The 21,950-nt window shown below is 68.6% G+C and carries 25 protein-coding genes; 13 read left to right on the top strand and 12 right to left on the bottom strand.

Features of this window, described 5'->3' with window-relative positions:
• Window positions 1-6 precede the first annotated feature (6 nt).
• The 3 genes from DFR69_RS19680 to DFR69_RS19690 form a co-directional block, all read right to left on the bottom strand.
• Window positions 7-1,674 (bottom strand): NAD(P)/FAD-dependent oxidoreductase, encoded by a 1,668-nt coding sequence (locus DFR69_RS19680; protein ID WP_110039069.1) that lies wholly within the window; start codon window positions 1,672-1,674, stop codon window positions 7-9.
• A gap of 33 nt (window positions 1,675-1,707) precedes the next feature.
• A complete protein-coding gene (locus DFR69_RS19685; protein ID WP_110039070.1) occupies window positions 1,708-1,887 on the bottom strand; it encodes a hypothetical protein in 180 nt (59 codons plus the stop codon).
• A gap of 188 nt (window positions 1,888-2,075) precedes the next feature.
• Window positions 2,076-3,104 carry a beta-ketoacyl-ACP synthase III gene (locus DFR69_RS19690; protein WP_110039071.1) on the bottom strand — a complete coding sequence of 343 codons (1,029 nt, stop codon included), beginning with the start codon at window positions 3,102-3,104 and terminating at the stop codon, window positions 2,076-2,078.
• 263 nt (window positions 3,105-3,367) lie between these two features.
• Between DFR69_RS19690 and DFR69_RS19695 the strand changes: the two genes are divergently transcribed.
• The 4 genes from DFR69_RS19695 to DFR69_RS35315 all read left to right on the top strand — a co-directional run bounded on the left by DFR69_RS19695 (window position 3,368) and on the right by DFR69_RS35315 (window position 7,191).
• Window positions 3,368-4,081: a phosphatidylserine decarboxylase gene (locus tag DFR69_RS19695; RefSeq protein ID WP_110039072.1), complete on the top strand. Its 714-nt coding sequence runs from the start codon at window positions 3,368-3,370 to the stop codon at window positions 4,079-4,081.
• Window positions 4,078-4,947 carry a CDP-alcohol phosphatidyltransferase family protein gene (locus DFR69_RS19700; RefSeq protein WP_110039073.1) on the top strand — a complete coding sequence of 290 codons (870 nt, stop codon included), beginning with the start codon at window positions 4,078-4,080 and terminating at the stop codon, window positions 4,945-4,947. Before DFR69_RS19695 ends, DFR69_RS19700 begins: the two co-directional genes overlap by 4 nt.
• 30 nt (window positions 4,948-4,977) lie before the next feature.
• On the top strand, window positions 4,978-5,865 hold the full coding sequence (locus DFR69_RS19705; RefSeq protein ID WP_110039074.1) for an RNA polymerase sigma-70 factor: 888 nt from the start codon (window positions 4,978-4,980) through the stop codon (window positions 5,863-5,865).
• A gap of 81 nt (window positions 5,866-5,946) precedes the next feature.
• Window positions 5,947-7,191 (top strand): NAD(P)/FAD-dependent oxidoreductase, encoded by a 1,245-nt coding sequence (locus tag DFR69_RS35315; protein WP_110039075.1) that lies wholly within the window; start codon window positions 5,947-5,949, stop codon window positions 7,189-7,191.
• Between the two features lie 184 nt (window positions 7,192-7,375).
• Here the strand turns inward: DFR69_RS35315 and DFR69_RS19715 are convergent, their stop codons facing one another.
• A complete protein-coding gene (locus DFR69_RS19715; protein WP_146229368.1) occupies window positions 7,376-8,668 on the bottom strand; it encodes a hypothetical protein in 1,293 nt (430 codons plus the stop codon).
• 74 nt (window positions 8,669-8,742) lie between these two features.
• Here DFR69_RS19715 and DFR69_RS19720 point away from each other — a divergent pair, with 74 nt between their 5' ends.
• Window positions 8,743-9,474 carry a Clp protease N-terminal domain-containing protein gene (locus DFR69_RS19720; protein WP_110039077.1) on the top strand — a complete coding sequence of 244 codons (732 nt, stop codon included), beginning with the start codon at window positions 8,743-8,745 and terminating at the stop codon, window positions 9,472-9,474.
• A gap of 245 nt (window positions 9,475-9,719) precedes the next feature.
• Window positions 9,720-11,342 carry a chaperonin GroEL gene (gene groL, locus DFR69_RS19725; RefSeq protein WP_110039323.1) on the top strand — a complete coding sequence of 541 codons (1,623 nt, stop codon included), beginning with the start codon at window positions 9,720-9,722 and terminating at the stop codon, window positions 11,340-11,342.
• Window positions 11,343-11,419: 77 nt separating this feature from the next.
• Here groL and DFR69_RS19730 read toward each other — a convergent pair whose 3' ends face one another.
• The 3 genes from DFR69_RS19730 to DFR69_RS19740 are packed head-to-tail and all read right to left on the bottom strand — an operon-like array spanning window position 11,420 to window position 13,781.
• Window positions 11,420-11,887, bottom strand: a complete 468-nt coding sequence (locus DFR69_RS19730; RefSeq protein ID WP_110039324.1) for a hypothetical protein — start codon at window positions 11,885-11,887, stop codon at window positions 11,420-11,422.
• A gap of 23 nt (window positions 11,888-11,910) precedes the next feature.
• The gene (locus DFR69_RS19735; RefSeq protein ID WP_110039078.1) at window positions 11,911-12,555 is read right to left on the bottom strand and encodes a DUF3558 domain-containing protein; all 645 of its coding nucleotides are present in this window, start codon (window positions 12,553-12,555) and stop codon (window positions 11,911-11,913) included.
• The gene (locus DFR69_RS19740; RefSeq protein ID WP_146229369.1) at window positions 12,552-13,781 is read right to left on the bottom strand and encodes a hypothetical protein; all 1,230 of its coding nucleotides are present in this window, start codon (window positions 13,779-13,781) and stop codon (window positions 12,552-12,554) included. Before DFR69_RS19740 ends, DFR69_RS19735 begins: the two co-directional genes overlap by 4 nt.
• 266 nt (window positions 13,782-14,047) lie before the next feature.
• On the opposite strand from DFR69_RS19740, the gene DFR69_RS19745 reads away from it, so the two are divergent.
• Complete coding sequence (locus tag DFR69_RS19745) at window positions 14,048-14,389, top strand: LysM peptidoglycan-binding domain-containing protein (protein ID WP_110039080.1); 342 nt, start codon at window positions 14,048-14,050, stop codon at window positions 14,387-14,389.
• A 2-nt stretch (window positions 14,390-14,391) separates the two neighbouring features.
• Here DFR69_RS19745 and DFR69_RS19750 read toward each other — a convergent pair whose 3' ends face one another.
• The gene (locus DFR69_RS19750) at window positions 14,392-15,192 is read right to left on the bottom strand and encodes a DUF6585 family protein (protein ID WP_244198360.1); all 801 of its coding nucleotides are present in this window, start codon (window positions 15,190-15,192) and stop codon (window positions 14,392-14,394) included.
• Window positions 15,193-15,346: 154 nt separating this feature from the next.
• On the opposite strand from DFR69_RS19750, the gene DFR69_RS19755 reads away from it, so the two are divergent.
• Window positions 15,347-15,712, top strand: coding sequence for a DUF2867 domain-containing protein (locus tag DFR69_RS19755; RefSeq protein ID WP_110039081.1), 366 nt, complete (start codon window positions 15,347-15,349; stop codon window positions 15,710-15,712).
• Between the two features lies 1 nt (window position 15,713).
• On the opposite strand, the gene DFR69_RS19760 is transcribed toward DFR69_RS19755, so the two are convergent.
• Entirely contained in the window at window positions 15,714-16,400 is a 687-nt protein-coding gene (locus tag DFR69_RS19760; RefSeq protein WP_110039082.1) for a ZIP family metal transporter, read from the bottom strand.
• 68 nt (window positions 16,401-16,468) lie between these two features.
• On the opposite strand from DFR69_RS19760, the gene DFR69_RS19765 reads away from it, so the two are divergent.
• Entirely contained in the window at window positions 16,469-17,251 is a 783-nt protein-coding gene (locus tag DFR69_RS19765; RefSeq protein WP_167456336.1) for an alpha/beta fold hydrolase, read from the top strand.
• Here DFR69_RS19765 and DFR69_RS19770 read toward each other — a convergent pair.
• Window positions 17,231-18,199, bottom strand: a complete 969-nt coding sequence (locus DFR69_RS19770) for an SMP-30/gluconolactonase/LRE family protein (RefSeq protein ID WP_110039084.1) — start codon at window positions 18,197-18,199, stop codon at window positions 17,231-17,233. The two genes, DFR69_RS19765 and DFR69_RS19770, sit on opposite strands and share 21 nt — an antisense overlap.
• Window positions 18,200-18,312: 113 nt before the next feature.
• Here DFR69_RS19770 and DFR69_RS19775 point away from each other — a divergent pair, with 113 nt between their 5' ends.
• Entirely contained in the window at window positions 18,313-18,762 is a 450-nt protein-coding gene (locus DFR69_RS19775; RefSeq protein WP_233001050.1) for a MarR family winged helix-turn-helix transcriptional regulator, read from the top strand.
• 52 nt (window positions 18,763-18,814) lie between these two features.
• On the opposite strand, the gene DFR69_RS19780 is transcribed toward DFR69_RS19775, so the two are convergent.
• Both DFR69_RS19780 and DFR69_RS19785 read right to left on the bottom strand, forming a co-directional pair.
• A complete protein-coding gene (locus DFR69_RS19780; RefSeq protein ID WP_110039085.1) occupies window positions 18,815-19,267 on the bottom strand; it encodes an SRPBCC family protein in 453 nt (150 codons plus the stop codon).
• A gap of 87 nt (window positions 19,268-19,354) precedes the next feature.
• Entirely contained in the window at window positions 19,355-20,059 is a 705-nt protein-coding gene (locus DFR69_RS19785) for an ADP-ribosylglycohydrolase family protein (protein ID WP_110039086.1), read from the bottom strand.
• A gap of 162 nt (window positions 20,060-20,221) precedes the next feature.
• Between DFR69_RS19785 and DFR69_RS35580 the strand changes: the two genes are divergently transcribed.
• The 3 genes from DFR69_RS35580 (at window position 20,222) to DFR69_RS19795 (ending at window position 21,950) form a co-directional block, all read left to right on the top strand.
• Entirely contained in the window at window positions 20,222-20,344 is a 123-nt protein-coding gene (locus DFR69_RS35580; RefSeq protein ID WP_261774368.1) for a hypothetical protein, read from the top strand.
• A 104-nt stretch (window positions 20,345-20,448) separates the two neighbouring features.
• Window positions 20,449-21,081: a TetR/AcrR family transcriptional regulator gene (locus DFR69_RS19790; RefSeq protein WP_244198361.1), complete on the top strand. Its 633-nt coding sequence runs from the start codon at window positions 20,449-20,451 to the stop codon at window positions 21,079-21,081.
• Window positions 21,081-21,950 carry an alpha/beta hydrolase family protein gene (locus DFR69_RS19795; protein WP_110039088.1) on the top strand — a complete coding sequence of 290 codons (870 nt, stop codon included), beginning with the start codon at window positions 21,081-21,083 and terminating at the stop codon, window positions 21,948-21,950. The genes DFR69_RS19790 and DFR69_RS19795 overlap by 1 nt, the downstream gene beginning before the upstream one ends.

A 21,950-nucleotide genomic window follows, 5' to 3' on the forward strand; every position in this document is an offset into this window, starting at 1 on the left:
CCACTCCTAGGCCAGGTACCGGTGGACGAGCATGACGGCCATCGCGCCCTCGCCGACGGCGGAGGCCACCCGCTTGGCCGATTCGGCGTGTACGTCGCCCGCGACGAAGACGCCGGGGACGCTGGTCTCGAGATGGTGTGGCGGCCGCGGCAGTTCCCAGCCGGGCGGGCGGTTGCCGTCCACCATCAGGTCCGGCCCCGCGACGACGTAACCGGCCTCGTCCCTGATGACGACCCCGTCGAGCCAGCCGGTCTGCGGCGCGGCGCCGATGAACAGGAACAGCCGGTGCGCCTCGACCTTGTCCTCGGTGCCCGCCTTGTTGTCGCGCAGGATGATCCGTTCGAGGTGATCGTCACCGTCGACGCCGACGACCTCGGTCTCGGTGTGCACCACGATGTTCGGGATCTGCGCGATCTGCTGGATGAGGTAGTGCGACATGGACTTCTCCAGCGCGTCGGCCCGCACCACGATGTGCACGCGACGCGCGTTGCGCGACAGGAACACCGCCGCCTGGCCCGCCGAGTTGGCGCCGCCCACGATGTAGACGTCCTGGTCGGCGCACTCGGCCGCCTCGGTCATGGCCGAGCCGTAATACACGCCGCGTCCGGTGAATTCGTCCACGCCCGGCGCCGGATGACGCCGATAGTCCACGCCGGTCGCGATGAGCACGGTGTGCGCGCACAGCCTGCCGCCGTCGGCGAAGCGCACCGTGCGCGCCGAACCGTTGACCTCGAGGCCCACCACGTCGCGGGTGGTGATGATCTCGGCGCCGAACTTGGCCGCCTGCCTGCGCGCCCGGTCGGCCAGCTGCGCGCCGGACAGGCCGTCGGGGAAGCCGAGGTAGTTCTCGATGCGCGAACTCTGCCCGGCCTGCCCGCCGGTGGCGGTGCGCTCGACGAGCACCGTGCGCAAGCCCTCCGACGCGCCGTACACGGCGGCGCCGAGCCCCGCCGGGCCGCCGCCGACCACGATGAGGTCGTAGAAGTCGCCGCTGGGTTCCACGGTGAGCCCCACGTTCTCGGCGAGCTCGCTGTCGCTGGGCTGGATCAGCGCCGAGCCCGCGGCGGTGATCACCACCGGACAGCGCAGCGGATCGGCGCCCGCGGCCTCGAGCAGTCGCGCGCCCTCCGGCTCGTCGACCGGGTACCACCGATAGGGCAACTGGTTGCGCGCCAGGAACTCCCGCACCTGCGAGGAGCGCGGCGACCACCGGTCACCGACGACCTTCGTCTCGTACACCGGCCGGTGCTCGGCGCTGCGCCAGGCGGCGAGCAACTCGTCCAGCACCGGATAGAGCTTCTCCTCCGGCGGGTCCCACGGCTTCAGCAGGTAGTGATCGAGGTCGATGACGTTGATCGCGTCGATCGCGGCATTGGTGTCGGCGTAGGCGGTCAGCAGGACGCGCCGCGCGAACGGATGCAGGTCCATCGCCTGCTCGAGGAACTCGATGCCGTCCATGCCCGGCATCCGGTAATCGGCGATCAGCACCGCGACGGGCTGTCCGCGCAGCTTCATCTCGCGCAGCGCCTCGAGCGCCTGTGGGCCGGACTCGGCGCGCAGGATCCGGTAGTCGGCGCCGTAGCGGCGGCGCAGATCGCGCACCACGGCCCGGGAGACCCCGGGATCGTCGTCAACGCTCAGGATGGCCGGTTTGGTTACCGCGGGAGTGCTCACCCGTCGAGTATCCCCCTTCGCCCCCGCGCGTGCTCAGACCTGGTTGTGCAGCACCAGGTCGAGTTCGCTGGGTGTCAGCAGGCGTTCGAGGCGCTCGTCGCGTTTGCGGCGGGTGAGGGCGGCGCGGAGCGCGGAGCTGTCGTCCGGCTCGATGGTGGGCAGCAGCGGGACGTCGTTGATGTTCCTGCGTGGCAGGAAGGAGCGCAGTTTCACGGCCGATCACCTCGGTTCGACGACAGGGACGCGGTGGCTGAGCTTCGTCGGTCAGCAACGTCGATTAGCGAAGAGTTTGCCAGCATGTCCGGGTTGGTGCAACTGGGACGAGGTGGACACGGCGAGCCCACCGCTCGGCGGTCCGCTCGGGGCGGACCGCCGCCGCGGTGGGCGGATTTGCTGGTCGGCTAGCGCCAGGCCGGCATGGTGACAACCTGTGCGGCGTAGGAGAGTCCGGCGCCGAAGGCGATCAGCAGCGCGGTGTCGCCGGGCTTCGACTCGCCCTTGCGCAGCAGCGCCTCCATCGCCAGCGGGATCGATGCTGCCGAGGTGTTGCCGGCTTCCTCGATGTCGTTGGCCAGCGCGCAGTCCTCGGGCAGCTTCAGCACCCGCGCCATGATCTCGATGATCCGGCCGTTGGCCTGGTGCGGGATCATCGCGTCGAGGTCGTCGGTGGTGAGCCCCGCCTTGTCGATGGCTTCGCGGCACACCTTCTCCAGCGAATGCGCGGCCCAGCGGAACACCGCGGTGCCCTCCATCGCGAGGTAGGGGCGCACCGCGTCGGTGCCCTTCTCCTCGATCTCGGTGAAGAACTCCATCCAGTCCTTGCTCTGCCGGATGGCGTGGTGCTGGGTGCCGTCCGAGCCCCACACGGTCGGGCCGATGCCCTGTTCCTCGGCGGGACCGACGATCACCGCGCCCGCGCCGTCGGCGAACAGGAACGCCGTGGAGCGGTCGGTGAAGTCGACGGTGTCGGTGAGCTTCTCCACACCGATCACGAGCACGTTCTTCGACGTGCCCGCCCGCACCAGGTCCGAGGCCATGCCGAGGGCATGGCAGAACCCGGCGCAGCCCGCCGAGATGTCGAAGGCGGCGGCGCCGGTCATGCCGAGGTCGGTGGCGATCTGCGGCCCGATGGCGGGGGTCAGCAACAGATGGGTCGACGTCGCCACGATGACGCAGTCGACCTGATCGGCGGCGACGCCCGCCGAGGCCAACGCGCCCTCGGCGGCGGCGACGCTCATGGACTTGACGGTCTCCTCGGCCGAGGCGAACCGCCGGGTGCTGATGCCCGATCTGGTGCGGATCCACTCGTCGCTCGAGTTGATCGGCCCCGCCACCTCGTCGTTCGTGACCACCCGGGCGGGGCGGTAGACGCCCAAACCGAGAATCGCGGTGTGCTCAGCCCCAGTCGTCTGGGCGATTCGAGCAGCCATTGTGCGTCTCCTATGTACCTGTCAACCTGCGGTCGCACCGCTGGGTGTACCTGAAGCATCGAAATCTGTCGCTCATCGCCCATGACCCCCGTATGGACAACATGTGAACGGGCAGACATGAGGCTTCCTCATATTAGCGCGTCCGGCCGGCGAATTCGTGGCTTCGGTCACATCGGCCGCGCACCGCCCATCGGTGGCTGACGGTGGGCTCGGCGTAAGGTGTGAACGCTTGTGTTGTCGTCACCCCACGAAAGAGGGAGCCCGTGGCCCGCCGCCCCACTCCGCCCGGCACGCCCGAAACCACCGGCATCGGCCATGTCGTCGACCTGGTCCGGGCCGCCGTCCCACCACTGCACCCCGCCGGACTGCCGTTCGTCGCGGTCCCGCTGGCGGTCGCGGTCGTCGGCGGCCGGAACAAGTGGGTCCGCCGGGCCGGTCTCGGCGCCGCCGCGGCCTGCGCGGCCTTCTTCCGGCATCCGCACCGCGTGCCGCCGAACCGGCCGGGCATCGTCGTCGCGCCCGCCGACGGTGAGGTCGCCCTCGTCGACACCGCGGTGCCGCCCGCCGAGCTCGGCCTCGGCGATCAGCCGCTGCCGCGCGTGAGCATCTTCCTGTCGGTCCTCGACGTGCACGTGCAGCGCGTGCCGGTGTCGGGCACCGTGCGCGAGGTGCAGCACCAGCCGGGCAAGTTCCTCTCGGCCGACCTGCCCGAGGCCAGCGACGCCAACGAGCGCAACAGCATGGTCATCGACACCGCCGACGGCAAGCAGGTCGTGGTCGTGCAGATCGCCGGGCTGCTGGCCCGCCGCATCGTCTGCGACGCCCGCGCCGGTGACGTGCTCACCATCGGTGACACCTACGGCCTGATCCGTTTCGGCTCCCGCGTCGACACCTACTTCCCGGTCGGCACCGAACTGCTCGTCGCCCCGGGGCAGCGCACGATCGGCGCCGAAACCGTGCTGGCTGTGCTGGGATGATCGAACAGGCCGCCCGCCGCAAGCGCCCACGCTCGGTGCGGCTGCTGCCGAGCGTCGTCACCATCCTCGCCCTGTGCGCCGGCCTGTCCGCGGTGAAGTTCGGCCTCGACGGCGAGCTGGAAGTGGCGCTGGCCATGGTCGGCGCCGCCGCCGTGCTCGACACCCTCGACGGCCGCCTGGCCAGGATGCTCGACGCGACCAGCAAGATGGGCGCTGAACTTGACTCGCTCTCCGACGCGATCTCCTTCGGCGTCGCGCCCGCGCTGGTCCTCTACGTCACCCTGCTCGACGGCAACAGCGCCGGGTGGATCGTGGCGCTGCTGTTCGCGGTGAGTCTGGTGTTGCGCCTGGCCAGGTTCAACACCCTGCTCGACGACGACTCCCGCCCGAACTGGGCGCGCGAGTACTTCACCGGGGTCCCCGCGCCGGCGGGCGCGTTGATCGCGCTGGTCCCCATCGCGCTGCACGTGCAGTTCGGGGACGGCTGGTGGACCGGCTTCACCTTCGTCGCCGCGTGGACGATCTTCGCCGCCCTGCTGTGCGTGAGCACCATCCCGACCCTGGCGATGAAGTCGGTGTCGGTGGCTCCGCAGGCGGCGGCCGGTCTGCTGGTGCTGGTGGCTCTGGCGGCGGCCCTGCTGGTGACCTACCCGATCGTGCTGCTGCTGATCCTGGTCGGCCTGTACCTGGTACACATCCCGTTCGCCTGGCGCTCGGCCCGCTGGGTCGCGGCCCGGCCGGAGACCTGGCAGCACAAGCCGTCGGAGCGCCGCGCGCAGCGGCGGGCCCAGCGCAAGATGCCGCAGATCCGCCGTCCGGCGATCCGCGGTTCGGCCCGGCTGCGGCTGCGTCGTCCGCGCGACTGAATCCCCGGGTTCGTGCGCGGAGGAGGAGCGGTGGAGTCCGGCGGGGTCGAGGAGTTCCTCACGCATCGGCCGCGGTTGTTCGCGCTGGCGTATCGGATGTTCGGTGCGGCGAGTGAGGCCGAGGACGTGGTGCAGGAGGTCTACCTGCGGTGGGCCGACGCCGAGCGCGGCGAGATCGTCAACGCCGAGGCGTGGCTGACCACCGTCACCGTCAATCTCTGCCGCACCGCGCTCGTCTCGGCGCGGGCGCGCCGCGAGACCTACATCGGCCCCTGGCTGCCCGAACCGGTGCCGACCGGTTCGGGCGCGCTGGGCCCGCTGGAGACGGTCGAGGAGCGCGAGTCGGTGTCGCTCGCGCTGCTCACCGCGATGGAGCGGCTCAATCCGGTGGAACGCGCGGTGTTCGTGCTGCGCGAGGCGTTCGGCTATCCGCACGCCGAGATCGCCGCGATGCTCGAGATCTCCGAGGCCAACTCCCAGCAGATCCTGCACCGGGCCGCCGCCCGGGTGCGCGCGGACAAACCGCGCTACACGGTGCCCGCCGATGCGGCCCGCACCCTGATCGAACGCTTCCTGATGGCGGCGGCGACCGGCGACATCGCCGGTCTGCGCGCGCTGCTCGCCGACGACATCGTGTCGACGGCCGACGGCGGCGGCAAGGTCACCGCGGCGCGCCGGCCGGTCACCGGAGCCGATCACGTGGCGCGCTACCTGCTCGGCCTGACCAGGTTCCTCACCCCGGCCAGCACGTTCGGCTTCGCCGAGGTCAACGGCGAACTGGCGCTGATCGTGCGCGAGGACGGTGTGGTCGCGAGTTCGGTGATGTTCTTCGCCGTCGACGGCGCCGGGCTGGTCGACACGGTGCGCATCGTGGTCAACCCCGACAAGCTGGGATTTCTGGTCGCCACCGGCGCGTGAGCCGGATCACTCCGTCGAGTTGTCAGGAATCCGGCGGCTGCGCGGTCTGGTCCGTATCGGCAACGTCGAGAGGAGCCACACATGACCGGGCAGCAGCGAATCGTCGTCCTCGGCGCGGGGTACGCGGGACTCAGCGCCGCGCGCCGCTTGGCGAAGGCGCGCGACACCACGATTACCGTGGTCGATACGCGCGCGGAATTCGTCGAACGGGTGCGGCTGCACCAGGCTGCGGCAGGCCAGCGGATTCGGCGCTGGGACCTGCGGGAGATGCTGGAGCGCAAGGGGATCGAGTACATCCGGGCCATGGCCACCGCCATCGATCCCGATGCGAAGCGGGTGCATCTCGACGGTGAGTGGTCCATCGGGTACGACACCCTGGTCTACGCCCTCGGCAGCGCCGCCGATCGCACCAGCGTGCCCGGCGTGGCCGAACACGCGCACTTCGTCGCGACCCCCGAGGATGTGCGCGCCCTGCCCGCGGGTCCGGTGATCGTGGTCGGCGCGGGTTCGACCGGCATCGAGCTCGCGGCGGAACTGGCTGAGTCGCGCCGGGATCCGGGCGTGCGTGATGGTGCGTCGGCGGCGGAACCGGCCGGGGTGCGCCGGGATTCGGCCCGGGTGCGTAATGGCGCGTCGGCGGCGGAACCGGGCGGGGCGCTTCCGGATTCGGACGGCTCGAGTGAGGGCGAGCAGGCGAACCGACCTGCGGGTGAGTGGGCCGCCGTCACGTTGCTCGGCGCGGAGGAACCGGGCGCGTGGCTCTCCGCGCGCGCTGTCGAGCACATCCGCGCCACGCTGACCCGTCTCGGCGTCGAGATTTGTGCCGGTGTCAAGGTCGCCGAGGTGCTGCCCGACGGTGTGCGGCTGGTCGACGGCACCGTGCTGTCCGCCGCGGCCGTCGTCTGGACCGCCGGTTTCACCGTGCCGGATCTGGCTCGCAGCGCCGGTCTCGACGTGGACGAACAGGGCCGCATCCGCACCGACGAAACCCTGCGCTCGCTGTCGCATCCGGACATCTACGCCGCCGGTGATGCCGCGCTCGTCGCGGGCCCCGGCGACCGCCCCCTCCGAATGGCTTGCGCGACAGCCCTACCCACCGGTTCCTACGTCGCCCGCGCGATCCAGGCCCGAGCCCGCGGCACCGAACCGAAGCCGATGACCTTCCGCTACCACCTGCAGTGCCTCAGCCTCGGCCGCCACGACGCCGTCATCCAGCTCCTCAACGCCGACGACACCCCGGCCGAGCGCGTGATCCGCGGCCGGACCGGGGCGTGGGTGAAGGAGAACATCGTCCGCTTCGCGGGCAAGGCCGCCGGCCTGCGCTGAGCTGATCGCGGGCCCGGTCCCGGCCTCGGAGACCGGAAGGCGTGGGGCGCGGGGCCGATCACCCCTGTGTGTGTGAGCGGTACCCGGCCCGCGCCGCGTCTGCTCGCGGCGACGGCGGCACTCGGCCGGAACGGGCCGTCGGGTCGCGCGCTCGCAGCGCGTGGGGGTCGCACCGGGTTCCAGCTCAAGGGCCCCAACGGGCGCTGGCGCTGCTGTTGGCCCCCTTCGCTTTTCGTGCGGACTCCCGTCCCGATGTGTTGCGGATCGCCGCGACGAGTCGCCCTGTCCAGGGGAGGACGGCGATCAAGCCGAGCAAGACCAGCCACGGCACGCGCCACCACCAGCGTGTCTCCCAGTCGCCCACGGTCGGCTCGGTGGTCAGCAGCCGGGCGGTCGACGACCACACCACGAACGCGTCGCCGATGGGCACCGCGCCGAGCGCGTACCGCTTGGAGCCGGGCAGGTCGACCGGCAACCCGAGCAGTTCACCCTCGGCGCCGATCGCGGCCGCCAGTTCGCTGTCGCCGTTCACCCGGGCGGCCCCGAGCCCGACGACCGTGGCGGACAGGCTGATTCCGGCGACCAGCGGACCCGAATCCACATCGCCGACCCCGTCGACACCGCGCGGATACTCCCGCAGGGCAGGCCCGAACCCGCCCGGGTGGGCGAGGTACCGGTCGCGGTACGCGGTGTACTGCTCGCGCGCGAAGGCCGCGTCGATCTCCGGCAGGAACCGGTGGATCACGGACTGCGAAGTGGCCCGTGCTCCGTCGAGCTGGGCGCCGTCAGGCGAAACCTCGTGCGGCAGTAGTCCGGTGGCGGGATCCAGGCGGGCGCGCACCGCGTCGAGCCATCGCGCCGTCACCGCGGCGTACCGGTCCTCGAACAGGTGGTCGTGCAACCGCAGCGAGGCCATCGCCACGGTCGAGTCGACCGGCCACGCCTGCCGGGGATAGGCCTGCAGGAACGGTGTCGCCGACGCGGCGAAGGCCTGGGCGATCTCCTCACTGTGCGTGGAAAATCGCTGGACCGCAACGGGATCGGTGGCATCGAGGGTCAGGATCGCACCGCGCAACCAGTTGGTCCAGCCGGCCCAGAAGATCCCGTACGCGGGCCGCAGGGCAGGGCTGAACACCGCGCGGCCCTGCTCGGACTCCACTCGGGCCAGGGCCCACCGTGATTCCCGCAGCGCCTCGTCGCGCAAAGTCGGATCGGTGTGGGCCGCCTGCACCCACGCCAGGCCGTAGAGCGCGTTGAGGAAGAAGTGGCCCTCCGGAAACTGTTGCTGAGCAGCGGTATCCGCCCCGTCGTCGAGCGCGGCCCGCACAAAGGCCAGCTGCCGCTCGGTCGACCCCGGCTGCGCGGTGATGTCCGGCTGCGGCCAGAGAAACCGGCAGGCGGCGACCACGCACGCCAGTGTCACCACGATCCCCACGCCGCGCAGTCCCCATCGGGCCGCGCTCCGACCTCTCCCCATGCCGACAACTCTGCCATGTCCGAATCGTCAACTAATGGTTGACGGCCGCGGTTCGTCAACTTAGAGTTGACGACATGAGCACTCCGAACTTCCGCCTCGACGATCTGATCGACGGCATCAAGAAGGCCCGTCCCGACAACGTCCTCGACCAGCTCTCCGACGCCGTGGTCGCCGCCAACCACCTCGGCGAGACCGCCGACCATCTGATCGGCCACTTCGTCGACCAGGCCCGCCGCTCCGGCGCGTCCTGGACCGACATCGGCGCCAGTATGGGCGTCAGCAAGCAGGCGGTGCAGAAGCGATTCGTCCCCAAGGGGCCGAGCGACACCGCCGCCATGGATCCGCAGGCCGGCTTCGCCAAGTTCACCGATCGCGCCAGGCAGGTGGTCGTCGGCGCGCAGGAAGAGGCCAGGAAGACCGACAGCAGTCAGATCGCGCTCGGGCACCTGATCCTCGGCCTGATCGGCCAGTCCGAGGGGCTGGCCGCGCGCGAGATCGTCGCGCGGGGTGTCTCGCTGGACGCCGTGCGTGCGGCCGCCGTCGCCTCGCTGCCCGTCACCGACGGTGAGGTTCCCGCCCTCATCCCGTTCGACGGCGACACGAAAAAGGTGCTGGAACTGACGTTTCGGGAGGCGCTGCGCCTCGGCCACAACTACATCGGCACCGAGCACATCCTGCTCGCGCTGCTGGAGCAGGAGAACGGCACGGGCGTGCTCAGTGGCCTCGGTCTGGACAAGGCTGTCGTGGAGGCCGAACTCGTCGAGCTGCTGAATCAGTTCCTGGCCGCGCCGGAGAAGCAGGACTGAGGTTCGCCCTCGCGCCCGGCCGCGGCCCCGCGCGCCGGGCGCAACCTTGCACTCTCACCACCCGAGTGCTAAAAATGGCTTGGCACTCGCATCTGTTGAGTGCCAGGTCGGGACGGTGAGACCGGGTTCCATCGACACCCTCGGTCGTCCGTCGCGGGCACCGCACCTGGCCAGCGTACTTTGGGGCGATCCAACCTGTGGTCGTCTCGTGTGTCAGCCATAGACATGTGGAGGATCTCAACGCAATGGCCAAGACAATTGCGTACGACGAAGAGGCCCGTCGCGGTCTCGAGCGGGGTCTGAACGCCCTCGCCGACGCTGTCAAGGTGACGCTGGGCCCGAAGGGTCGCAACGTCGTGCTCGAGAAGAAGTGGGGCGCCCCCACGATCACCAACGATGGTGTGTCCATCGCCAAGGAGATCGACCTCGAGGACCCGTACGAGAAGATCGGCGCCGAGCTGGTCAAGGAAGTCGCCAAGAAGACCGACGACGTCGCGGGCGACGGCACCACCACCGCCACCGTGCTCGCCCAGGCGCTCGTGCGTGAGGGCCTGCGCAACGTCGCCGCCGGCGCGAACCCGCTCGGCCTGAAGCGTGGCATCGAGAAGGCCGTCGAGGCCGTCACCGCCAAGCTGCTCGACACCGCCAAGGAGGTCGAGACCAAGGAGCAGATCGCCGCTACCGCCGGTATCTCGGCCGGCGACGCGTCCATCGGTGAGCTGATCGCCGAGGCCATGGACAAGGTCGGCAAGGAAGGCGTCATCACCGTCGAGGAGAGCAACACCTTCGGGCTCCAGCTGGAGCTCACCGAGGGCATGCGCTTCGACAAGGGCTACATCTCCGGTTACTTCGTGACCGACCCCGAGCGTCAGGAAGCGGTCCTCGAGGACCCGTACATCCTGCTGGTCTCGTCGAAGATCTCGACCGTCAAGGACCTGCTGCCGCTGCTGGAGAAGGTCATCCAGGCCGGCAAGCCGCTGCTGATCATCGCCGAGGACATCGAGGGCGAAGCCCTGTCGACCCTCGTCGTGAACAAGATCCGTGGCACCTTCAAGTCCGTCGCCGTCAAGGCCCCGGGCTTCGGTGACCGCCGCAAGGCCCAGCTCGCCGACATCGCCATCCTCACCGGTGGCGAGGTCATCAGCGAAGAGGTCGGCCTCTCGCTGGAGACCGCCGGCATCGAGCTGCTCGGCCAGGCGCGCAAGGTCGTCGTCACCAAGGACGAGACCACCATCGTCGAGGGCGCGGGCGACGCGGAGGCCATCAAGGGCCGCGTGGCGCAGATCCGCAGCGAGATCGAGAACTCGGACTCCGACTACGACCGTGAGAAGCTGCAGGAGCGCCTGGCCAAGCTGGCCGGCGGTGTCGCGGTGATCAAGGCCGGCGCGGCGACCGAGGTCGAGCTCAAGGAGCGCAAGCACCGCATCGAGGACGCCGTCCGCAACGCGAAGGCTGCCGTCGAAGAGGGCATCGTCGCCGGTGGTGGCGTGGCTCTGCTGCAGTCGGCCCCCGCGCTGGACGAGCTGAAGCTCGACGGCGACGAGGCCACCGGCGCCAACATCGTCCGCGTGGCGCTGTCGGCTCCGCTGAAGCAGATCGCCTTCAACGCCGGCCTCGAGCCCGGCGTCGTGGCCGAGAAGGTCGCCAACCTGCCCGCGGGTCAGGGCCTCAACGCCCAGACCAACGAGTACGAGGACCTGCTGGCCGCCGGCGTCGCCGACCCGGTCAAGGTCACCCGCTCGGCCCTGCAGAACGCGGCCTCCATCGCGGCCCTGTTCCTCACCACCGAGGCCGTCGTCGCCGACAAGCCGGAGAAGGCCGCCCCCGCGGGCGACCCCACCGGCGGCATGGGCGGCATGGACTTCTGATCCCCCGGATCAGCTAGCCCCCGCAACACCCGAAGGCCGGTCCACCCCAAGTGGACCGGCCTTCGGTCTGTCCGCGGTCAGACGAGCCACGACCTCCCGCCATCGGGGTACTCGTCGAAGTCATCCGGCCAATCACTGGGGCCAACGGCGTCAGGCTCGAGTTTGGTCCGAGGAACGGACGGTGGCTCGGGTGGTGCCGGAGAAGCCCACTGCCACACGAATTGCGGCGAGTTCTTCAGTTCGAAGACCTCCGGTGGCACCGTGCCGGCTGTGAACTCGATCTCGCCCCATGTGCAGTCGCCCTCCCGCACGCGGGCGGCGAATGCGACGAGCGCCGGGGAGGCTTGGTCTGCTGCTGCTAGAGCCGACATGAACTCGGCATCCACCATCGTCGGTTCCGTCATCAGCGCATCGACGTCGAGATTATCGAGTTGGATGCGTGCCGTCCGCAGATCGTCGACGGCGCCCATCACCTCGCGCACAAGCGCCTCCACGCCGGAGTCGAGATTCGCCTCTGATCTTCTGCGCCACTGTGGTGAGGTCATCATCTTCCTTTCGGCGGTGTGGACTATTTCGAATCCAGGCTGGCGGCCAGTATGGGAGCCACAGTGCGCACCTGGTCACATGGCCCGACGGAATCTTCCGCGACTGGCATGTATGTCATCCGCAACATGCCCTCGTCGGTGTCGACAGCTGCGGTACACGTTTCAGGCAGCGCTTTCAACGTGTACAGGACAGCACGTCGGCCGTTGATTTCGTACTTGTCGACGACATCCTGGAACTCTGAACTGGTTTCGACTTCGGACAGTGCGGTATTGGTCGCCTGAACGGTGAGACCTGCGAGAATCGTCTCTTCGCCATCCACCGTCGTCACGCGATAGAACGAACAGCCGATGACAACCATCGAGTCAGTGGCGGACTCGCCGGCTGACCGCGCACGAGTAATCGGCGAGAAACCGGCTTCGGCTACAAGGTCATCGCCGATACGGAAGCACGGGTCGAAAGTGACGGGCTTCTTCAGTCCCGCTTGCGGCGGCCCGGGCGATACCGGACGGGCAAATGTGCTGGTGAGCGAAGATCCCGAGGGCGTCGGTGTCGATGCGGTCTCGCTCGTTTCGCTGGTTGCACACGCGCTCATCACCGCACACAGAGCGACGATCGTGCCCGCGGCTAGCTGGTCTGCTCGGACTCGAGACTCGGAACGCTGATTCATGAGTCTGCCCACGGTTCTGTACCGGACCCGATTTCATATCCGGTATCGGGACTGTTGAGAGTGTCGTTCACTTGCGATATTTTGGCGACGTCTTGTGCGATGGCAGCTTTGTGCGTGGCGTCGGCGACTTTGTCCATGACGGGTGCCATGTAGTCGTTCAACATTTGTTTTCCGCCCGCAACCGGGTCCTTCAGGAAGTCGAGTAGTTTGATCACCTTGTCGACAAGTTCTTTGATCTTCTTGACAGCATCGATCGCGAATTGGACGATCTCGGCGAACTTCAAGCCGAGGGAGATCAATTCGTAGGCCGTCCCGACCCCTGGAACCTTCCGGAAGACTGTCTTGAAGGCGCCCTTCAGGTCCGAGAAATCGATCTGGCTGTTGATGACATCCCACAGCTTGGTAAGAACAACTCGGATTGCTTCCCGGATCTCGTTGGCGACAACACCGAAAGCATCGCTCACAACTCGGCCGACGGGGCCTTCCCATTTCATGGCGGGAATCTGCTTGTTGGCCCAGTCGTTGAAGGAAATGGCTGCCTTGCCGTTCCAGGAGCGGTCGACCTGTTTCATGCCGGACTCGAGATTGTCGCCGCAGGCCTCCATGCCGTTTCCGGCAGCCTTGTGGGCTTCTCCGATCCGCCGGATTTCGCTCCAGTTTCCGGGGATCTTGTCGAGGCACATGCCTAGCGGATCGATGTCCTTGCCCGCCATGCGAGCGACATCTTTGATGGTGTCGTTGACGTCTTTGAGCGTCGGCGCGATCTGGCCGATAAGTTCGGCTGTGTCTTCTTTGTTTGCCTGCGGCTCTTTCAGTTCGAATTTCTTGGGCTTGCTGTAGGTGGCCGCGCCATCATATTGCTGGGTGATGCCCGACCGCTCGACATTGGGACTCGACGATTGACCATCGTCGATGTACATCGTGTGGCTGTTGAGTGCGTTGTAGTTCTGCTGATCCTGGTCGTGATACATCCAGGCAGCTTTATTGAGTTCGGTGCCGGTGTCCTGCGTTGTGCGGGCGGCGAGCGCCATGCGAACTTTCGTGGCGTTGGCGACTTCGATGAACGGCTGGATCAAGTCATCGATGATCGGGCCGTGAAGCCAATCGGCAGGTTGGCCGTGTTGTCCTATGAAATGTGCTGCGCTATTCGCATCTGCGCCCACCTCGCTAGTGAGATTGCCCAGGCCAGCGATTTCGCTGGGCACGGCAAGCAAAGTCTCGCTCACTTCTCTCCCCTCTCCGTCGCACCGAACCTATCAGTCTGCATCTGAGTAGGGGCTGCCACGCCTACAGCGGCAAGCTCCGCGCTGAGAGCGCCTGCAATCTCCGGTGCTGAACCTGTTGCTGCTTACGGGCACCGGGGTCCCGCGCGATTCGTGAGCGGGCTCTGGCACCATGACTACCGGTCACCGTGTATCGGGCGGCCCCAAGAGGGTAGCGAGGGCGCATCCGGTTTGTCGGGTCGCTTGCCTTCGCATAATCGGGAGTTGACATGGCGATCGTGCGAACGGTGCGCAAGTACTGGGTGTTCAGTGTGTTGCTGGCAATCATCTGCGGCTGGCTGGTCCTGTCGGGGCTGTTCGGTCTGCTCAACGACGTGGTTACCTGCCCGACCTGGAACGTCTTTCTCTTGGACTTCTCCGGCTATGACCTGCGCCCGGGCGAAACGTGCGCAACGGCGAAATCCGGTGGCAGCTACGAAGACGTGAGGTTCGCCAACAACGCGATCGACTGGGCCAAGATCGGTGTCGGAGCGGTACTGCTGTGGGCGGGCGTGGGTAGTCTGATCGGTCTGTCGAAGAAAGCGGCTGACGGGGAAAGCGCTGACCACTAACCTCAGCCCACCGGCGTCAACCGCAATCTCTCGGCGAGTTCGTTGAAGATGTAGAAGTTGGGGATGGTGCTCACGGGGGTGAGGGAGAGCCAGGTGCCCGCGTGTTTGACGCGGATGTGGCCGCTACGGGCGTCGATGAGCTGGATGTTCTCCCAGGGGAAGGATTCGCCGCGCCAGGTGAGGGCGTCCAGGGAGAGGCCGAGGTCGCCGAAGGCGACGGTTTCGCCGTTGTCGATGGCGGCGACGGCGAGGGGGAGTTGTGTTGCGGTGACGGCGGATTGGATGGCGCGGGCCCATTCGCGGGCGCGGGCGAAGCCCTCTTCGTCGATGGTGGTCTCGGCGGTGCCGGGTCCGGTGAGTTCGAGCACGTAGGACACGGCCGCGGTGTCGTGGAAGGGGATCATCTGCTGGCGCACTTCGGTACTGTCCCAACGGAATCCGGCGACGCGCTGGCCGGAGCGATAGACGGTGACCCCGTTGTCGAACAGGTCGATCCGCGCGGCCCGGTTCTGCCGGTTGAGGATTCCGCGCCGCAGCGCGAGCAGGACGGGCACAGCGGCGAGCACGAGCAGCGCCACACCGCCCTGCCAGGAGCCGACGGCGGCGGTGATCACGCCGATGGTCGCGGTGGTGCCCGCGATGATGCCGCAGCCGCGCACGAAGGTGTCGTCGGCGGGCGTGGCGAGGAAGGTGTCACGGTGTGCGCCGAGCTGCTGATACTCCGCCATCAGGTGTATCAGCTGGGTCAATGGCACGGTATGCCGGGCGTCGGCCACGTCCTCCGGCCTGTGCGGAGTGATCACTCGTCCCTCCATGAGGCGTCTTCATCCGCGGCGAAGCGTATTCGACGCGCCCCGTTACCGCTACTGCTAGGCGGCGAATGATACCTGCCCGCAGAATATTCGCAGCTGAGCGGCTGTCAATGGGTGTTCAACCGGCGCGACTACCGTGGGCGACATGTCGCTTTCCTCCTCGGCGCCGCTCGCCGCCGCGGCCATCGTCGACCCCGACTATGTCGACGAGTATTCCGTCGCGGTGCCGCCGGGCGCGAGCACCGACCCCGCCGCGTGGACGCGCGCCATCTTCGGCCGCAATGCCTTCCCCGACCAGGCGCGCTCGGATACCGAACACCTCACCGGCAAGACCATGCCGATGCTCGAGTTCGTCGCCTCGGTCCGCGTCGTCGACGGCACGGTGACACTGACGACCGTTGTGCGCTACCGCAATCGGTTCGGCCGGATCTACTTCGCGCTGGCCGGCCTCGCCCACCGGCGGCTCGTGCCGCGCATGATGACCCGCGCGCGACGCCGCATGACCCGCTGACTCACCCCAGCGCGAAGGCGACGAAGAACCCGGCTGCCGTGGCCATCCCCACCCACCAGCCGCCCTCGCGATAGGCCTCCGGAATGAGCGAATCGGCAAGCACGGCGATGGTCGCGCCACCGGCGAAGGCTTGGACGGCGCCGATGGCGGTGGGTGAGATGTCCTCGGCGAGAACATGTCCCAGCACCGTCACCAGCACGAGCACCGCGCCGGTGATCAGCCACAGCGCGAAGATGCGCACGGTGCCGAAGGCGTGCCGGTCGCGCATCAGGGTCGCGCCGCTGAGCGCCTCCGGGACATTGCCCGCCGCGATCGCGACCACCAGCACCACGCCGCCGCCACCGGCGAGCGAGACGCCGAGCGCGGTGTTCTCCGGGATCCCGTCGAGGACCGTGCCCAGCAGCAGCGCCCAGCCGATCGCGGCGGCGCCCAGCTTCTCCTCGATGAAGTAGTTGGCGACGACGTACACCGCGGCGCCGAGGAACAGCGCGCCACCGGCGACGAGCGCGCCCTGCCCACGGAACGCGGGCTCGAACAGTTCCTCCGAGACCGCCGCGATCATGGTGCCGGCGCCGAATGCCATCAGCGCCCCGAGCACGGGTCTCGGCAGCGACCACCGCAGGCCGATCGCGACGCCGATCAGCAGGGGAACCACGGTACCGAGGCCGTACAGCAGGGCGGTGACCATGAGCGACAGCCTAGATCCGGGCCGCGGCGCATGCCCTCGGACGCGCGTTAGGGTGAATCGTGGTGTTTGTGGACGAAGGTGAACGGAGCGCTCCGGCGATCGTGTGCGTCCACGGCATCCCCGGCTCGGTCGACTGGTTCGCCGGCGTCGCCGAACGGCTCGCGCGCTCGTTCCGGGTGATCCGCGTCGACGTGCGCGATCACGGCGCCGAGACGGGCCGGTTCGACGCGGCGTCACGCACGGCCCCGATCGCGGCGCTGCTGGACGAGCTCGAGCTGACGGATGTGACCGTCGTCGGTCATTCCTTCGGCGCCGAGATCGCGCTCGAACTCGCGACCACCACCTCGCGGGTGGGGCGGGTGGTCCTGGTCGGCCAGGCGCCGGACTATCGCGCCGCGAACATCCCCGGCGTCGCCCGCTGGGTGGTCCGCCCGTCGACGGTGCGGTGGGCGCAACGCTTGACCCCCGGCGTGCTGATCCGGCTGGCCAACCGCAGTGTCTTCGCGCCCCGTTTCCGCTACGACTCCGCGCCCGGCCTGGCCGAGGCGGTGGTCCGGGACTTCCGCGGCGCTGTCCCGGCCGCCATGGCCTATGCCGTCAGCGGCCGCGCCGACGACCTCGCCGCGCACCCGCTCGACGAGCGCGTGGCAGCCCTCGACCTGCCCGTGCTGGCGATTCACGGCAGACACGATCACCTCTACGACAGCACCGCCACGCTGGCCCGCTTCGCCGCGGCGGGGGCGCGCACCCATCTGGTCGAGCACGCGGGTCATTCCCCGCAGGTCGAGCAGCCGGACGAATTCGTCACGGTACTGGAGGATTTCGTGCGCTCAGAGTCCGTCGAGCGCTGACACCACGAAGGGCCCCGGCTTCGCGTCCCCACCCATCGGTCCGCCCTTGTCGAACTGCGACGACACGATCAGCGCGCGGTCGCCGCGGTGCGCCATCGTGGTGGGGATGCTCAGCGCGGGATCGTGGAATTCCCGCTCCCGCGTCGCGGCGGCGCCGTTGTCGGTGACGCGCCAGCGGCTGATGGTGTTGTCGGTGTTGTGGACCACCCACAGGGTGTCGCCGCGCAGTTCCATGCCGTCGCCGTGGCGCACGTCGCCGCCGCTCAGCGCCACCTTGCGGATCGGCTCGGCGCCGGACAGGTCGATGCGATACAGCTCGCCCGCCGACATCGCCACGACCAGCAGGTGGGTCCCGGCCTCGTCGGCCACGATTCCGTTGAGCTCGAACGTCTTCGGATCGCGCGGTCCGAGGATCGGCGCGAGATCGAACGCGACGGTCAATTCGCCTCGGCCCGTGGCGATCCCGTCGGCACTCGCGCGGTAGACGACGTTGCGCACGCTGTCGGTGAGGTAGGCGCTGCCGTCGGCGCCGAAGGCGAGATCGTTCACGAAGCGCGGAGCCGTTCCCGGCGCATCGAATCGGGCGAGCAGGGCACGAGAGGTGGTGTCGTACACCGTGACTCCCGCGGTCGAGTCGATCACCCACAGCCTGCCCGCGCGGTCGACGCGCAGTCCGTTGGTGGTCTTGCGGCCGTCGGCGCCCGCGGGCAGGAACACCTCGGCGCGGGTCGCGGCACCGGCGGCCCGGTACACGGTGCCGTCGGCATAGGAGCCGACATAGCTGTCGCCGGTGCGGGCGTCCACCGCGATGCCCTCGGGGTAGACGGCGGCGCCGGGGAGTTCATAGGCGGTGCTCAGGGTGGGTGCGGCGGCCGGGGCATCGGTACCGCAGGCGGTGACGGCCAGGCAAGCGATGGCTACCGCGAGGGTCGTACCGGTCCTGATCATGATGAAGCCTCTCGTTCATGTAATGCCAGACATCATGCAACGAGCAGAAATGTAGATTAGAACTCTAATGATCGTCAAGAGCGTTACCTCGAGTCGACGGATACCATGCCCCCATGACGTCCATGCCCTCGACCGAGAGGCTGGGCACGTTTCTCAAGCGTGCCGAGCAAGCGATGATCGCGGCGAAGACGGCCGCGCTCAAACCGGCCGGGCTGACGGTTCCGCAGTTCAGCGCGTTGATGTACCTCGCGGAGAACCCCGGCATCTCGGCCGCCGCCCTCGCGCGCCTGGCGGGGGTGACGCCGCCGACCATGAACACCGTCCTGACCAACCTGCAGGAGCGCGGCCTGGTCGAACGCTCACCGCACGAATGGCACAAGAACGTGCTCGAGACGCGGCTGACCGAGAGCGGCAAGGAGCTGACCGCCGCGGCCGACGCGCGCGCGATCGCCGTGGAGCGCGCCGTCGGCGACCGCTTCACCGCCGACGAGTTCGCCACCTTGACCGCGCTGCTGGCCCGGACCGCGCAGGCCTTCGAGGAGGTCAGGCAGGACCTGCCCTAGAACGCGGAGAGCCCGCCGGACGGATCCGGCGGGCTCTCGGGATATCGCTGGGTCAGCGCTCCGCGGCGGCCTTGACCTTGCGCAGAGTCTCCTCCATACCGGCGACGAGGTCGGCCTCGAACTTCTCCTCGCCACCCATGGCCACCTTGATGGTCCCGCGCAGCCAGCCGGGCAGGCCCTTGGCGTCGACGGTGCGGGTCTCCACCACGCGGGTGCCGGTGGCGGTCGGCTCGAGGTCGTAGCGCCACACCGTGCGGTTCTCGTTCATCCGGAACGCGAAGGACCGGTTGGGCTCGAAGGCCACGATGCGCGAGGTGGTCGGGTAGACCTTCCAGCCCACCTTGTTGACGTTGACGGTGAACACGCCGTCACGGACGCCGCCGAGCGGGATCATCTTGAGCGTCGTCGGGCTGAGCTCGGAGACCCGACGGAGATCGGCCAGGATCGACCACACCTTCTCCGGCGCGGCGGCGATATCGATGCTGGCTTCGAGATTGTTGGGCAACGGTGCCTCCGGGATGCGTGTGACGGTCGGTCTCAGTAAGCATAGGTAGGGCGGCCCCCGCATTCCTCCCCCCAGGGTCGTATTTCATCACGAGCGGCCCCAGTCCGGCAGCTCCTCCCGTGCCTCGAGCCACCCCGCGGGCACACCGCCCTCGCCGCCGATTCCGGTCCGCGCCGCGACGATCCCGCCGACGATGGCGGCGGTGGTGTCCGCGTCGCCACCGGCCTCGACGCACGCCGTGATCGCCAGTTCCCCTGGCGCACAGTCCCGTCCGCGAGCATTCGCCGCATGACTCGCCGCGACGGCGACCGCCATCGCCCCGACGATCGCCTCCGGGTGCGCGTGCGTCACCTCGGCCGACGACGCCGCCTCGGCCGCGGCGCGGTCGAGATCGCCGGCGAGGAACGCGCCGAGTGGCGCCACGCGCATCGCGGCGCCGTTGCCCCACGAGCCGCGACCGTCGAACAGGGCGGCGGCGGCCTCCGCCCATGGCCTGCCGTCGCGGATCTGGTGCAGCAGAGCGACTGTGCCACCGCTGTAGCCGCGGTAGGGCTCGCACCGGTCGGCGAAGACCGCGGCCAGGGCCGTCGGATCGATCCGGCCACGTGTGCGCAACTCGCTCAGGACCGAGCAGGCCATCTCGGTGTCGTCGGTCCACTCCCACGGCCCCGCGGGTGGGCGGCCCGCCAGAAGTTCCGCCACGGAGCGGCCCGGAACGAAGAACTGTGCCCCCAGTGCGTCTCCCACCGACAGTCCGTCGAGGCTGTCGTTCGCGATATCGATCGTCGTCATGTGGTCGCCATCCTGCCAACTCCTGTCGGACGCGCACAAGCGGCAAGAAAGTTCTAGGGAATTCCTTTAAAACGGCCTCACTTCACTTTAGGGCTGAGTATCGTCCGAGATGGCAAATGGCCAGTGACGGCGACGTCACAAAGCATCAACTGGAGTTGCACCATGCTTTACTACATCACCGAAAACAACAGTGGCAGCAGTGGCGACGGCGGCATCCTGAGCCTGCTGCTCGGCCTGCTCAGCAGCTCGATGAGCACCGGCTCGGCCCAGACCTCCGGCAACTGAGCAGACACCAGCCAACTTTCGGCTAACGCGCGGTAAGCCGGGAGGGCAGCCGAAGGGCCCGATCCATGACGAGGGGATCGGGCCCTTCGGTATTGTCAGCGACAATGTCACAGGATGCGAATACGGGACGAATGTATGCCGGGCAGCCCGTAGAGGACCGGCAACGCCAGCGGCGTGCGCGTTTTCTGGAGTCAGGCCTGACGGTCTTCGCGCGCGACGGGTACGCCAACAGTTCGGTCGGTGCCATCTGCAAGGACGCCGGGCTCTCGTCTCGGCAGTTCTACGAGGAGTTCACCGGCCGCGAATCGCTGCTGTTGGAACTGTACGAGCAGATCGATCGGCAATCGCGCGAAGCGGTCGCCACTGCTCTCGAAGCGAAATCCGACGCCACCGTGCTCGAGTCGATCGACGCGGCGGTGCGCGCCTACGTCGAGACCATCGGCACCGATCCGCGCAAGGCGCGGGTGGCCCTGGTCGAGGTGGTCGGCGCGGGACCCAAGGTGGAGAAGTACCGGCTCGAACTGCGCCGGGTGTGGGGCTCGCTACTTGCCAGCGCCGCCGAGGACGCGGCCATGCACGGCGAGATTCCCGCGGGCGACTACGAATTGCGGGTGCTGGCGATCATCGGCGCGGTGAACTACGTGGTCGACGGCTGGAGCGGTTCGGACCCGCGGCCGCCGCTCGACGATGTGATCCAGGTGCTGAGCCGGGTGATCCTCGGTGCGGTAGGGGCCTGATGCCCCGGGTCGAGCTCGTCCCGATCCAGGTTCCCGACGGCACGACCCTGCCGGTGCGGCTGATTCCGGCCCGCGGCCCGCATCGCCATACCGTCACCCCCGACGCGCCACGGCCGGTGGTCGTGATCGTGCCGGGCCTCGCCGTGCCCGGTGAGTTCTACGAGTACTTCGGCGACCGCCTGGCCCAGCGCGGCTTCGACGTGGCCATCGGCGAACTGCGCGGCAACGGCGACAGTACCCATCGCCCCGACGCCGAGAGCGCCTACGGCTACCACGAATTGGCCTCGGTCGACCTTCCCTCCATGCTCCAGGCGGTGCGCGCCCGGTTCCCCGGCAGCACGCCCTACCTGCTCGGGCACAGCATGGGCGGCCAGCTCGCGGTCATGTACGCGGCCAGGGCGCGCGGCCGGATCGCCGGGCTGATCCTGATCGCCTCGGGCACACCGTATTTTCGTGGCTATCGGGGTGTGCTCGCGCCGGGCATGCTGGTCGGCACGGCGGCGGTGGCGGTCGCCTCCAACCTGGCCGGGTTCTGGCCGGGCGACATGCTCGGCCGCCGCGCGTTCGGCAGGCAGTCCAAGGTGCTCATGTCGGACTGGGCGCGCCTGGCCAGGACCGGGCGGTTCGTGCCCGTCGGCGCGGACATCGACTACGAGGAACGGATCTCGCGACTGAAGTTCCCCGTCCTGTCGATCACCATCGCGGGTGACGAACTCGCGCCGCAGTCCTCGGCCGATCACCTGCTCGGCAAACTGCCCGCCGCGCAGGTGACCAGATGGTTCCAGCCGGAGGCCCTCGGGCACAACGGCTGGATCACCAACCCCGACACCACCGTCGACGCGGTCGAGAAGTGGCTGCGCGACCGCTGA

It is taken from the genome of Nocardia neocaledoniensis (genome assembly GCF_003182135.1).
Taxonomy (GTDB): Bacteria; Actinomycetota; Actinomycetes; order Mycobacteriales; family Mycobacteriaceae; genus Nocardia; species Nocardia neocaledoniensis.

Excerpts from the sequence above, each read along its gene's own strand:
- DFR69_RS19795 (WP_110039088.1), top strand. The coding sequence starts at position 21,081 with ATGCCCCGGGTCGAGCTCGTCCCGATCCAGGTTCCCGACGGCACGACC.
- DFR69_RS19735 (WP_110039078.1), bottom strand. The coding sequence starts at position 12,555 with ATGAATCAGCGTTCCGAGTCTCGAGTCCGAGCAGACCAGCTAGCCGCG.
- DFR69_RS19720 (WP_110039077.1), top strand. The coding sequence starts at position 8,743 with ATGAGCACTCCGAACTTCCGCCTCGACGATCTGATCGACGGCATCAAG.
- DFR69_RS19775 (WP_233001050.1), top strand. The coding sequence starts at position 18,313 with ATGACGTCCATGCCCTCGACCGAGAGGCTGGGCACGTTTCTCAAGCGT.
- DFR69_RS19755 (WP_110039081.1), top strand. The coding sequence starts at position 15,347 with ATGTCGCTTTCCTCCTCGGCGCCGCTCGCCGCCGCGGCCATCGTCGAC.
- DFR69_RS19770 (WP_110039084.1), bottom strand. The coding sequence starts at position 18,199 with ATGATCAGGACCGGTACGACCCTCGCGGTAGCCATCGCTTGCCTGGCC.
- DFR69_RS19700 (WP_110039073.1), top strand. The coding sequence starts at position 4,078 with ATGATCGAACAGGCCGCCCGCCGCAAGCGCCCACGCTCGGTGCGGCTG.
- DFR69_RS19690 (WP_110039071.1), bottom strand. The coding sequence starts at position 3,104 with ATGGCTGCTCGAATCGCCCAGACGACTGGGGCTGAGCACACCGCGATT.
- DFR69_RS19715 (WP_146229368.1), bottom strand. The coding sequence starts at position 8,668 with ATGGGGAGAGGTCGGAGCGCGGCCCGATGGGGACTGCGCGGCGTGGGG.
- DFR69_RS19730 (WP_110039324.1), bottom strand. The coding sequence starts at position 11,887 with ATGACCTCACCACAGTGGCGCAGAAGATCAGAGGCGAATCTCGACTCC.
- groL (WP_110039323.1), top strand. The coding sequence starts at position 9,720 with ATGGCCAAGACAATTGCGTACGACGAAGAGGCCCGTCGCGGTCTCGAG.
- DFR69_RS35580 (WP_261774368.1), top strand. The coding sequence starts at position 20,222 with ATGCTTTACTACATCACCGAAAACAACAGTGGCAGCAGTGGCGACGGC.
- DFR69_RS19785 (WP_110039086.1), bottom strand. The coding sequence starts at position 20,059 with ATGACGACGATCGATATCGCGAACGACAGCCTCGACGGACTGTCGGTG.
- DFR69_RS35315 (WP_110039075.1), top strand. The coding sequence starts at position 5,947 with ATGACCGGGCAGCAGCGAATCGTCGTCCTCGGCGCGGGGTACGCGGGA.
- DFR69_RS19760 (WP_110039082.1), bottom strand. The coding sequence starts at position 16,400 with ATGGTCACCGCCCTGCTGTACGGCCTCGGTACCGTGGTTCCCCTGCTG.
- DFR69_RS19745 (WP_110039080.1), top strand. The coding sequence starts at position 14,048 with ATGGCGATCGTGCGAACGGTGCGCAAGTACTGGGTGTTCAGTGTGTTG.
- DFR69_RS19790 (WP_244198361.1), top strand. The coding sequence starts at position 20,449 with ATGTCACAGGATGCGAATACGGGACGAATGTATGCCGGGCAGCCCGTA.